The 12,581-nt window shown below is 53.5% G+C and carries 6 protein-coding genes and 1 pseudogene; 2 read left to right on the top strand and 5 right to left on the bottom strand.

What is annotated here, in order from left to right; genetic code table 11:
* The first annotated feature begins 508 nt into the window (after positions 1-508).
* Complete coding sequence (locus ACL2XO_RS25530; protein ID WP_413725860.1) at positions 509-3,235, top strand: cation-transporting P-type ATPase; 2,727 nt, start codon at positions 509-511, stop codon at positions 3,233-3,235.
* A 188-nt stretch (positions 3,236-3,423) separates the two neighbouring features.
* On the opposite strand, the gene ACL2XO_RS25525 is transcribed toward ACL2XO_RS25530, so the two are convergent.
* Positions 3,424-4,743 (bottom strand): ferric reductase-like transmembrane domain-containing protein, encoded by a 1,320-nt coding sequence (locus tag ACL2XO_RS25525; RefSeq protein ID WP_413741823.1) that lies wholly within the window; start codon positions 4,741-4,743, stop codon positions 3,424-3,426.
* A 597-nt stretch (positions 4,744-5,340) separates the two neighbouring features.
* Between ACL2XO_RS25525 and ygjG the strand changes: the two are divergent.
* Positions 5,341-6,705 (top strand): annotated as a pseudogene (gene ygjG / locus ACL2XO_RS25520) (putrescine aminotransferase); the annotation flags it as partial.
* Between the two features lie 184 nt (positions 6,706-6,889).
* Here the strand turns inward: ygjG and ACL2XO_RS25515 are convergent.
* The 4 genes from ACL2XO_RS25515 to malK form a co-directional block, all read right to left on the bottom strand.
* Entirely contained in the window at positions 6,890-7,822 is a 933-nt protein-coding gene (locus tag ACL2XO_RS25515; protein ID WP_413741822.1) for an Rpn family recombination-promoting nuclease/putative transposase, read from the bottom strand.
* A gap of 925 nt (positions 7,823-8,747) precedes the next feature.
* On the bottom strand, positions 8,748-9,683 hold the full coding sequence (gene malM, locus ACL2XO_RS25510; protein ID WP_413725857.1) for a maltose operon protein MalM: 936 nt from the start codon (positions 9,681-9,683) through the stop codon (positions 8,748-8,750).
* Between the two features lie 107 nt (positions 9,684-9,790).
* On the bottom strand, positions 9,791-11,098 hold the full coding sequence (locus ACL2XO_RS25505) for a maltoporin (protein WP_413725856.1): 1,308 nt from the start codon (positions 11,096-11,098) through the stop codon (positions 9,791-9,793).
* A gap of 19 nt (positions 11,099-11,117) precedes the next feature.
* Entirely contained in the window at positions 11,118-12,251 is a 1,134-nt protein-coding gene (malK, locus tag ACL2XO_RS25500; RefSeq protein WP_132924943.1) for a maltose/maltodextrin ABC transporter ATP-binding protein MalK, read from the bottom strand.
* Positions 12,252-12,581 lie beyond the last annotated feature (330 nt).

Here is a 12,581-nt window from a genome sequence, read left to right as displayed (position 1 = left end):
GACTGATATTATTTATAAAGCTTATTGTAATCTTTTGGCTCCATAAGTTTGGATCGCCCTGATTAATGTGTTTACCGCAATAGGCAGTTCGCAGGCTCATTTTTCTTCGGGCTAGAAGGCCTGTCGCCGATACGGTATTAAATATTCATTAAGACGGTGTAATTAATTAAATAATAAATGTATAAATTGGTCTAATAAATATATTCACTTCTTCCCTTAAAAATACATCCCCCATTTGCGCATGACGCATTATTACGGCACGGGTTAGCGAAAGTTTGTTTAAATAATTTATTAGTCTCCTGTTAATAAGCTGACTCACCTCTCATTGATGGCGGTAATGGGCTGTTATTATCCTATCGCATACCATTGTCTGCTCGCGAGCGGAAAGTCGCTTTTGGCCCGGCTGGGCCAGGGGGATTATCGGCAATATTTCCGTGCGGGATAAATCGGACTTTTAATTATTACTTGCGAATAACAGGTATATGTTTGCCATTTGGAGGGTCCTGCAATGAATACCTCACCGGTAACGCCGTCTATTTCACCGCAGAGTCAGGATAATGCCTGGTATAGGCTGGATACGGAAGAAACGCTGCGTCGGCTCAATACCGGCAATGCCGGATTAGGGACACAGGAGGCCGCCGAGCGGCTACGCCATTATGGACCCAATACGTTGCCCGCCCGGAAAGCCCGCCATCCTTTATTGCAATTTCTGGCGCATTTTAATGACGTGCTGATCTACATACTGCTTATTGCGGCGGTGTTAAAAGGGGTTATGGCACAGTGGGTAGATATGGTCATTATTCTGGCCGTGGCGGTGATTAACGCGTTGATTGGTTTTGTGCAGGAAAGCAATGCCGAAAGGTCGCTCAAAAGCATCCAGAATATGCTGTCCACCAAGGCGGTGGTTATCCGCGAGGGGGTAACCCAGACCATTGAAGCCGGGGATTTGGTGCCCGGCGATATCGTCACGCTGCGCCCTGGCGACAAGATTCCGGCGGATCTGAGATTAATGGAGGCCCATAACCTGCTGGTGGAGGAAGCGATTCTCACCGGCGAATCGACGGTGGTGGAAAAACAGACCGGGGCGATTGACCGTGAAGTGACCATCGGCGATCGCATCAACCTGCTGTTTTCCGGTACAACCATCAGCGCGGGCACGGCCAAGGGCGTGGTTATCGCCAGCGGCGGCGATACCGAGCTTGGCCATATCAACCAGATGATGGCCGCCATAGATCCTCACCGCACGCCGCTTTTGGCGCAAATGGATCGTCTGGGCAAAGGGATTTTCATGCTGATCCTGGTGATGATGGCGGTGCTGTTTGTCTTCGCCTTCTTCCTGCGGGATATGCCGTTCACCGAGCTGCTGCTGGCGCTGATAAGCCTGGCGGTCGCCTCGGTGCCCGAAGGTTTGCCGGCCATTATCTCGATTATCCTGTCCCTGGGCGTACAGTCTATGGCGCGGATACGGGCCATTATCCGCAAGCTGCCGACGGTGGAAACCCTGGGGGCGATGACGGTGGTCTGCTCTGATAAAACCGGTACGCTGACAATGAATGAGATGACGGTGAAAGCGGTGGTCACGGCGGACGGCGGCTATCGGGTCAGTGGGGAAAGCTATGAGCCGGTCGGTGTGATCTCTTCGCCGGGGGAGGAGCAGGCCGTGGACCTCTCTGCCCATCCCGCCCTGGCGCGCTTTATCACCGCGGTTGAGCTTTGTAACGACAGCCAAATCAGTCAAGACGAGCGGGGCCGCTGGGGCATTACCGGCGGACCGACGGAGGGCGCGTTAAAGGTCCTGGCCGCCAAAGCCGCCCTGCGGCTCGGCGAGGTGGAGCTGCGGGATAAAATCCCCTTTGATTCCGCGTATAAATACATGGCGACCCGTCATCGGATAGGAGGTGAGACCCTTGTTTTCATCACCGGGGCGCCGGATGTGCTGTTTGCCTTTTGCCATCAGGAACTGGCACAGGAGGGAATGCGTCCGTTCCGCCGGGAATACTGGGAAGAGGAGATGGCGCGCTATGCCAAGCAGGGATTGCGCATGGTGGCGGCCGCCTTTAAAAACAGCGCGGAAGGCGAGTCGGCGCTGGAGCATGAGGCTTTACAGCAGGGCATGATCTTCGCCGGTATGGCGGGAATGATGGATCCGCCCCGTCCGGAAGCCATCGATGCCATTGCCCAGTGCCAGCGGGCCGGTATCCGGGTAAAAATGATAACCGGCGATCATCAGGAAACCGCCATGGCCATTGGCGCCATGCTGGGTATCGGCAACGGGGCCGACTCAATCACCGGCAGCCGGCTGGAGCATATGGACGACGATGAATTGGCCGACGCCGCGGTGCGTTATGATATTTTTGCCCGTACCAGTCCGGAACATAAGCTGCGGCTGGTAAAAGCATTGCAGAACAGGGGCGGAATTGTGGGTATGACCGGTGACGGCGTCAATGATGCGCCGGCGCTCAAACAGGCCGATGTGGGTATCGCCATGGGGATTAAGGGAACCGAGGTCACCAAGGAAGCGGCGGATATGGTCTTGACCGACGATAACTTCGCCACTATCGCCAACGCGGTGAAGGAAGGGCGGCGCGTCTACGATAACCTGAAAAAAACCATTCTGTTTATACTGCCCACCAACCTGGCGCAGGGCCTGCTGATTATCTTTGCCATCCTGGCGGGGGCCGTTATTCCCCTTACCGCTCTGCAGATATTGTGGGTGAATATGGCCACCTCGACAACGCTTTCGTTCGGCCTGGCCTTTGAGCCGGCGGAAAAAGGCGTTATGCGCCGCCAGCCGCGGGATCCCGCTCGGCACGTGCTGGACGGCCACGCCATCTGGCGCATCGGTTTTGTCGGTACGCTTATCGCCTGCAGCGCCTTTTTGCTGGAATCGCTGCTGCTGCCCCGCGGCTATAGCGGCGAATTTATCCGCACCCTGATAATGCAGACGCTGGTTACCGCGCAGTGGATTTATATGTTCAACTGCCGCGTGGCGGATCGTTTCCCGCTGAATCGGGAAATGTTTTTGAATAAGGGATTATGGCTGGTCACCGCCGTACTGGTAGCGCTGCAATTGGCCATCATCTACCTGCCGTTTATGAACCGGGCATTCGGCACCGAACCGCTGCCGGCCTATTACTGGGGGGTGACCCTGCTGGTGAGTATCGGCATCTTTATCATTGTCGAAATAGAAAAATGGCTGTTCGCCCGTTTCAGACCGGCGGCCAATGCGGCGTGAGACACGGCGGTCAAGCCTGCCTCGACCGGACACTTTGTCAAGAAACTCAGCCCGGCTGGCCGCCGGGCCGTTGAATATTTTCAGCCATATACCCGTAGATAAGCAAAAAGCAGGGACAGCGCCACGATAACAATCCCGGTGGCCAGGGCCAGCCGTTCGGCAAAAAGTCGTTGCATAGCCGATTCTCCTCAAGCGAAGTTATAGCGTTCGGTATGGTATTTGGACATCGGCACGTGCATCTGTGCCAGCGTCTGTTCAATGGCATCCATCATCATATGGGGGCCGCAGATAAAATATTCATGCATATCAAAGGGCGGCGGCAAATGACGTTTGAACAGCCCGGCGTCGATATAGCCTACTTCACCGGTCCAGCCCTCGTGGGGGCGGGTCAGGACGTATACCAGCTTCAGATCGAGCCGCGCCTGCAGGGCATCCAGCTCTTCGCGAAAGGTGATGGATTCCCAATCCTTGCTGCCGTAGATCAAGACCACCGGCCGTTTGTCGCCGCGATCGGCTAAGGTGCGCAGGATGCTCATCATGGGCGTAATACCGACCCCGCCGGCGATAAGTACATGCATATCCGCCGGGTTGCCAATGGTGAAGGCTCCGTAGGGACCGTCGATATAGACCCGCTGTCCCACGGCAACCCGGCTGACATTGGCGGTAAAATCCCCCAGTTTGCGGATCGACATTTCGACGCTGCCGTCGCTCGTCTCTGCGCTGGAGGAAAAAGAGAACGGATGGCCGGTGATTTGAAACGGACTGCCCCAAAGCGTCAGCCAGCCGAACTGTCCCGGCGTAAACCGGAACCCCTGGTGACCCTCCGGTTTCATCACAAGGGTCGTCGTATCGCCGCGTTCGACCTTAACCTGTGCCACCCGGTAGGGCCGGCGCAGCATAAACAACGGTTTCACTATACGGACGTAGGGCAGGAGCGTGAGCCAAAACAGCGCCAGTGCGCACCATAGCGCCTTTTTTACCGGGTCCACCAGATAGACGCCCCAGGCCACCATATGCAAAATCCCCGCCGCTACCGCCGCCACCGCCAGAATGATGTGGGTCAGATGCCAGGCTTCATAGCTTAACTTCAATTTCACCCGCCACAGCGCCATAATGATAAGGGCAATCAGTGAATAAGTGGAAATCGCCGCCAATCTGGCGCGCCATGGCGCCGCGATAAAATTGAGCAGCGCCAGCAGTTCCGGCCGGATAACAAACAGAATCAGCGGATGGGCCAGTACCAGGCCTAGGGCGATGAATGATATTCTTCGATGGAAATGATAGATCACATCCTCGCCCCAGGGTTTGGTTACCCAGCGAAATCGAGATGTCAGGCCGAACTGCAGCCCCATTATCGCCAGCCCGGAATAGCCCAGGGCAATGGATAGCTCGGTCCAGAAGCTTCTGGCGGGAGGCAGCGAACCGAATAATAAAACAAATAGCGGAGCTAATATAAAGAAGAGATATATAATCAACCATAATATATTACGCAGCGCAAAGCTAATCATTGTTATCTCCCTGCACAGGACTATTATTTGAGTTCCGGCATTATAATCCGGCATATTATAAAATAAATTGCGTCGGCTCTCCGTTTATAAATATTTTTAAGAAAATGATCTTCATTATTTCATTAAATAATACTTATATTTATTCTGTCTTTCGCGAATATGTCCGGACCGGATAATTAACGTCAACATTGCTTAGCATTAACGTAAGGAGGGCACGGCCGAAGGCGACGATGCAGGCCGGGCCGGGAGAGGATTCTCTAATGGATTCCGCGTTTACCGCAAAAAAACCATTGTGATTGTTTTTTTTATTTGCTATAAAAGTCTGCGTTAAAAATTCATCGGCATCCTCAGTTTCGCCGTTTGCGCTTATTTGGAGCAGTGCTGCACTTTTAAGGTGCATTCTGCGCAATGTTAATATTTTCTGATATTTTCCTCTCAGCGTTTAATTCGATTAACTCAGGTTTCACTTAATAGAACGTCTGGGTTCGTCGCATTTATTAATATTTTGTTCTGATGCGACATTATTGGTTACAGTTGGCCCGGCCCCTGCAAGGGTGACAGCGATATCATGTGATATCTCATTCCCGGGAGCTTATTTTGTCCAGTATATCCGATAACCTTACCCCGCTAGAGTGTACTCAGCAGGCTTTGAAGTGGATTGAAAAAAAAACGCTGACGCAAGATGAAATGATCGACCTGAATAATCAGGTGATGAATAATTTTAAAGAATATGTGAATCCCGGTTTTCTTGAATATCGAAAATCGGTGACGGTAGGCGGGGATTACGGGGCCGTAGAATGGCGGGCCAGCGGCCTAAATACGCTGGTGGACACCCAGGGTAGGGAATATATTGATTGCCTGGGTGGTTTCGGTATTTTTAACGTGGGGCACCGTAATCCAAAAGTTCTATCCGCCGTCGAACATCAACTGGCCAAGCAGCCTCTTCACAGCCAGGAATTACTCGATCCGTTACGCGCCCTGCTGGCTAAAACCCTGGCGGCGGTCACGCCGGGAAAGCTTAAATATACCTTCTTCAGTAACAGCGGCACCGAGTCGGTAGAGGCAGCGTTAAAACTGGCCAAAGCCTATCAGGCGCCACGGGGAAAATTCAGATTCGTCGCCACGAGCGGCGCCTTTCACGGCAAGACTCTCGGCGCGCTTTCCGCCACCGCCAAAGCGGCGTTTCGCCAGCCGTTTATGCCGATGCTGCCGGGTTTTGATCACGTGCCGTTCGGCGACATTGACGCGCTGCGCGTTCATCTTCGCGCCTATAGCGATGTCGCGGCGGTGATCCTGGAGCCAATTCAGGGGGAAGGCGGCGTCATTATCCCCCCGGCCGGTTATCTGACGGCGGTGCGGGCGCTGTGCGATGAAACGGGAGCGCTGTTGATCCTGGATGAAGTGCAGACCGGCATGGGTCGCACCGGCAAAATGTTCGCCTGCGAACACGAAGGCGTCCAGCCGGATATACTGTGCCTGGCCAAAGCCCTCGGCGGCGGCGTGATGCCCATCGGCGCTACCGTCGCCACGGAAGAAATATTTTCCGTGCTGTTCGACAATCCTTTTTTACATACCACCACCTTTGGCGGCAATCCCCTGGCATGCGCGGCGGCGCTGGCGACGTTTAACGTGCTGCTATCGGAGGATCTGCCGGCTCAGGCGGCGCAAAAGGGCCACGTCTTGCTGGCGAACCTTTCCCGCCTGGCGGCGGACTATCCCGAGTTTTTAGTCGAAGCGCGCGGCCGAGGGTTGATGCAGGCATTGGAGTTCCGGCGCAATGATATAGGCTACGCCTTCTCACAGGGTATGTTCCGCCATCAGGTATTGGTGGCCGGCACCCTGAATAACGCCAAAACCATCCGTATCGAGCCGCCGCTGACCATTACCCTGGAATATTGTCACCAGGTATTGGGCGCAGCGGAACGGGTTCTGGCGGCGATGCGAATCAATGCGCCGGGCGCGCAGGTATTCATGAAGCCCACGGCCATAGCGGTAACTACGCCCATAAAAATCGCCGCCCCTGTTGGGGTAGCGGTTATGGCGTCTGCCTCACTGCGGTAGATCCATTGACTGCATTCATTAAAAAGCCCCCTTCCGGCAAAGCGGATGGGGGCCAAGGCGGGCTTGATATTGTCCGAGAAACTTTTTAATGCGCCAGAGCGGCCAATTGTTCATCGCTAAGTGCAGTGACGCTTTTTATCATCGCTTTGTCGAAGCCGCGTAAAAAGAGCTGGCTGGCAACTTTACGTTTTCCTTCCAATTCACCTTCCAGTTTTCCTTCCAGTTTTCCTTCCAGTTTGCCTTCCTGTATTCCTTCTAGTCGGCCTTTCTCGGCCAACTGTTGCGCTATGGTCATGATATCCTCCTTATAAAGGGGCGCCAGGCGTTGCAGCCTGTCGATAAAGAGTGTGGCGTCCGGACTATTCCCGCTCTCGCCGATATAAATCATCAGGCTTTTGAACAGTTCCGTCGGCAGGGGCCGATGAGATAATATCGTACCCAGGCTATCCGCCAGTTCAATCATATCCTTAAGCCGGATATGTTTTTGCACCAACTCCAATGCGGCAACGCCGCCGTGCGTCATGATCTCCTTATCCGGCGTCACCGTAATATCCACAAGGGGAAAGGGATTGCCGTACACCATGCCGGCCAGTTCAGGATTCTCAAAGCAATCCAGCCAGTTGTTGGAGAAGGGATAAGGACTTTGACTGCCATGGTAAAACAAAATCGGTACGACAAGCGGTAATTGCCTATTGCCCTTATTGAGATGCTGCTGCATGGCCGCCAGGCTATAACGCATCAATCGGAAAGCCATCAATTCATCCGAGCGGCTCTGGTGTTCCACCAGGCAATAAATGTATCCCTCCCCCCACTGGGTTCGAACCGAATACAGCATATCGGAATAATGCTGACGCAGGTTGGTTTCCACAAAAGAGCCGGAGCACAAATTCAGTGTATTAAAATCACAGTGCTGCCGTAAAGCCTCCGGAACATGTTTTTGGAGAAAATCACGGGCAATGGAGGGATCGGCCATATGTAATTTGAATATTGCATCATGTCGTAAGATATTACTTGTCATATTTTATATCGCTATTAATAATAACTGGTGTGATTATAAATCGCAATAAAACACCATAGATTACTTATTAATCATGGGGGTCACGCGACACTATTACAAATCAAGTATTGCTAAATATGCATCGGAAAATAAATATTGGCATACAGGGATGGCCCGATAACAAACCAGCGATGTGGAAATTCCAATTGGCGTGGAGTATTTAAACTACGATTCACTAGGTTGCCGGGATGATGAATTAGGTTGAAAAACGGGCGTTGCCTTTGATAGTAAAGGAAATGGTTGACCAAATTGCGTTAGACACGCATGCGTTTGACCAGGATGTATTTTGCTAGAATGCCTATGGCCAGGGAATAGTTTTCCAAAACGCAGATGGCCAGAATGTATTTGGTCAGGACTTTGCTGTTTGGGAGAAGATGATGTTCTACGGTGTTTATTCATGTGATTTTGCCGATATTATTAAGGTAAGATAAATGAAAAGGCTGGCTATTCTAAAGCCGAGATTAACAAGGTAAATAAATATCACTAAATATTTATGCTCCTGATGATTTCTGGGAAAGGGCGTCGGCCGGGACAGAAGCAATATTATCTATTTCTCATAAAATGTCGAATAAAAGATATTCTGCGAGAAAATAAAAAATATTTATTAGAAAGTTTATGAATGAAATGGTCGCAAAAATAAAGTTGCAAACAATAAAAACTGGCGACCTTTTTTTAAAAAATATAGACACAGTATCGGGGATTGATTGACGAAAGGTGTGCGCTGCTCAAGGGAAGGGGAACGTGTACCGGCGGCAAGGTGGCGTTTTTCGCGCTGGATTTATCAGGTATTCAGGTAGACAGAGCAAGCAGTTATGCCGCAGCCGATAAAAGAGGTGCGCCGAAGCGCACCAATAATCTGCCAAATATCAGCAGTATAGGGGTAATGTCATCCCTTGCCTTTTACACTGCTGATAAATGTTTGCCGTGCCGACGTCGAGCCCAGACGCTCTGCTTCATTGAGCAGTTTCAGCGCCTTGTCGATATTGCCGTCGTGCACCGCCTGTTTGATGGCCCGGTTAAAATAGCTTTCGGTGTCGTTCAGCATCGGCGCTGCGGGGGCCGCCGGTACGACGGGAGCAGCCGCCGCAGCGGGTGTCGCCGGGGTATTGACGGCGGGCGCCGTGCTGCCCACTACCACCGGCTGCGATTCCCGTGAGGAGAAGATTTGGCCGATCATGATATTGCCGCTGTTTTGTTCAGAGCGGACCTTTACCTCAACAGTGCCGTTCGCGCTGTGGCGGGCGTAGGGATCCGGCACATCCGGAATGGCGTTGCCGACGCCTTCGGCATAGAGTTTGGCCGGATTGATCATTTTAGTGCGTCCCGTGAGATCCTGGCGGGTGGTGTAAATCAGCAGAAAGATCTGTTTTTGCCCCAATACCGGCGTCAATTTCAGGGTGCCTTCCAGCCGGTTCGACGAGGCTATGCCCGGTTTTTGATAGGGGAAGTAACTGCTGGGAAAAAAAGCCGCCGGATGCATCTGCTCATCCAGCACCAGGACGTTGGGAGCATATACGCTTTCATGTTTGATTACGCTTGCGAGGGTAATTTCCAGCGATCCTTGATTGGCGGGCAGCGTTAACGCGACCGCCGGTCCGGTCATGTCGCCCTGATTGATACCGGGAGCGGAGGCGTCAAGCACGAATTCACGCGCCGTCGGCGGCATCAGCGGCTGCCATGGCAGGCTTTGCAGCTTGGCCACGGAAACGGCGGGCGCGACGGATACATCCTGCGGGCCGGAGAACGGCTCGGCGGAAAATGACGGTAGGGATGACAGGCTCAGGGCCGGAAACAGGCAGAGGGCCAGAAGATGTTTTTTCATTTTTTTTATCCTCGGAAAATCACGGCCCGTATTCCTCAGGCAAGACGAATACGGGCCAAGGTATTATGCGTACCGGCGGGCATCAGATGCCCGCGCGGACGGGGTGTTTACCACCAGGCTTCCGCCTGGACACCGAACGTTACCTCATTGTCGTCGCCACGGCTGAAGGTGTGGGTGCCGGTATCGCTATAGGCGGCGCCTTCCACCAGGTCAGGATTTGCCCGAACATCGTCGCTGGTGGCATAGCCCCATTTTTCATTCCATTTAGCATAAGTGGCGAACAGGCGAATGGCCGGACGGGACCAGATACTGTTGCCTGCCTGCCATTGCTGGGCCAGGGTAACTTTATATTGGCTGTTGCGCTGGTCGGTGGCCTGGGATTTGACGTTATCGTAACCGGCTTCCAACAGGGTGCTCATGGTTTCCGTCCATTTGAACATCGGACGGACGCCCACGGTGTACCAGGTGGAACCGCTTGAGTTATCACGATCCACATCCTGGTACATGCCGACATAGGCCAGGCTCCAGGTGTCGTTGAAATCGATCGCGCCATGGTCGATAACGCGGAACATATGGCCGTCATTGTTCATGTTGGTGATGGGATGGCCTTTACGATCTTGGGTCATCGCGTCGGTGGCGTACTGCACCACAAAATTATTCAGGCTGGTGTCATGGAAGGTCTGGGTATGTTGGATGGTTGCCATCCAGCCATCTTTGGTGGCGCCATCGACGTTGGGGCGATAACCGTCGGTTTCGTTGGCGCGGCCGTAGTCAAAACCAAATTCCAGCGAGCCGCCGGGATTCAGTCCTACCTGAGCAATACGGGCGTCGAAAATGTCGTTGGACAGGGCCTTGGTTCTGGTCACGCCGTCGACAAATGCCTCGGAACCGCCCGCTTCACTGTTACGCGTCGTGGCGATTGAGAGTTTACCGAAGCCCAGGTCGACATTTTCCAGACCGCCGCCAGGACCGGAGATGTCCCAGTAGTAGAAGTCGATCATATCCACGTTGTGACGTTGATAGTAACGTTTACCGGCCCAGATGGTGGATCCCGGCAGCGAGTCAATCACGTTCACGCCCTTGACGTTCATCTGTCGAACGCTGGGGGAGGTGGATTCATCGTCATTCAACTGGGATACGGAATAACCGATCATGGAATCGACATAAAAACTTTTATCGCCGTCCTTCCATACTTCCTGTCCCAGTTCAATTTCGGCGTAGGTTTCGCATTCGTTGCCCAGACGGTATTTACTGTCGGCGCCGGTGGCCTTGAAACATTGCTGTTCGCCGCCGCTGCCTGTCCAGCCGATACCTGAACGTAAATAACCTTTGAAATCGACTGCGGATGCATGGGCCGATATAAGCGCTGTAGCCACTGCCACTGCCGCCAGAGAATATTTGCGCAGCATTATCATCGTTTATCTCCTATTATTTTCATTGCTTATTTTGCTGGTGTACTTCAACACCCGGCTCACGGTGTAGCCGGCGACAGGCGGTGCCATCCTCACGGAATAGATGGCAGCGCTGCGGCGGCAGGCCGATGGCGTAAGGGGCACTCTCCTCAACCAACACCACGTCGTTCTGGCGGTACACCAGGTTTTGACGCAGAGCCGGAATTTGAATATGTATCTGTGTTTCTCGGCCGAGCTGCTCTACCAACTGCACTACCCCGCTGAGGGTGACGTCGGCGATGTCGCTTGGCAGCAAATGTTCCGGACGGATGCCGAGGGACATATTGCTGCCGGTCTGCACGCCGCTGCTGTCAACCGGCAGCCAGATCCGCTGTCGGTTCGGCAGTTCGACCTGCACCTGGTCGATGGACGTTGTCGTCACCTTCACCGGTAGGAAGTTCATCTTTGGCGAACCGATGAACCCGGCGACAAAGCGGTTTGCCGGGTAGTGGTACAGCTCCAGCGGTTTCCCCACCTGCGCCACGCGGCCGGCATCCAGCACGACGATCTTGTCCGCCAGCGTCATGGCTTCAGTCTGATCGTGAGTGACGTAAATCATCGTGCGTTGCAGGCGCTTATGGAGCCGGGAAATCTCAATACGCATTTGCACCCGCAGCGCGGCGTCCAGATTGGACAAGGGTTCGTCCAGTAAAAAAACCTGCGGCTCGGCCACCAGGGTTCGGCCGATAGCCACCCGCTGGCGTTGACCCCCTGACAGCGCCTTTGGGCGGCGGCTCAGCAAATGACCGAGCTGGAGAATGTCCGCTACCTGACCGACGCGTTTTTCGATTTCAGCCTTCTTAACCCCGGCCAGCCGCAGGCCGAACGACATATTGCCCGCCACCGACAGATGCGGATAAAGCGCATAGGATTGGAAGACCATCCCAACCCCCCGCTGAGCGGGCGGCACCTCATTCATCCGGCGATCGTTTATTTTCAGTTCGCCGGAAGTAATGTCCTCAAGCCCGGCAATCATCCGCAGTAATGTGGATTTCCCGCAGCCCGACGGCCCGACAAATACCACAAACTCCCCCTCGCCGATATCCAAAGAGATATTGCTGGAAATCACATTTTCACCGTAGCTTTTGCAGATATTCCGCAATGTAACGCTCGACATTTGCGCTTCCTTTGTGATGCCTTTCTACGCGCCATCCGTCGGTATTCAGAGGGGCGGACTGACGGCAAGTGACGGCAAGTGTGAGTTAAATGCCAAGAGGGGAAATCATCCGGGCAGGTTTTTTTCTAGGGGGAGGCTTAAGGATGAAAAGAAAACGCTGATTGCCGCGCTTAGCCTGACGCCGTCAGATAAAGCGTGATAGCGGCGGCAAAATTTCAGCGGGTTTTATGTGGCATGGACCGCATATTTCCCATCGCTGTTATAGCGGTCACATTCGGACCGTTCAGGGCGTAGGGCGGGGGAGGATGAGGGGGTAAATGGTTTTGCTCA

It is taken from the genome of Sodalis sp. RH15, assembly GCF_047324255.1.
Lineage (GTDB): Bacteria > Pseudomonadota > Gammaproteobacteria > Enterobacterales > Enterobacteriaceae > Acerihabitans > Acerihabitans ligni.
Note: the sequence above shows the minus strand (reverse complement) of the source record. Positions and strands in the feature narration are given on the sequence as shown.

Coding starts and splice junctions, on each gene's coding strand:
- ACL2XO_RS25530 (WP_413725860.1), top strand. CDS start 509: ATGAATACCTCACCGGTAACGCCGTCTATTTCACCGCAGAGTCAGGAT.
- ACL2XO_RS25525 (WP_413741823.1), bottom strand. CDS start 4,743: ATGATTAGCTTTGCGCTGCGTAATATATTATGGTTGATTATATATCTC.
- ACL2XO_RS25515 (WP_413741822.1), bottom strand. CDS start 7,822: ATGACAAGTAATATCTTACGACATGATGCAATATTCAAATTACATATG.
- malM (WP_413725857.1), bottom strand. CDS start 9,683: ATGAAAAAACATCTTCTGGCCCTCTGCCTGTTTCCGGCCCTGAGCCTG.
- ACL2XO_RS25505 (WP_413725856.1), bottom strand. CDS start 11,098: ATGATAATGCTGCGCAAATATTCTCTGGCGGCAGTGGCAGTGGCTACA.
- malK (WP_132924943.1), bottom strand. CDS start 12,251: ATGTCGAGCGTTACATTGCGGAATATCTGCAAAAGCTACGGTGAAAAT.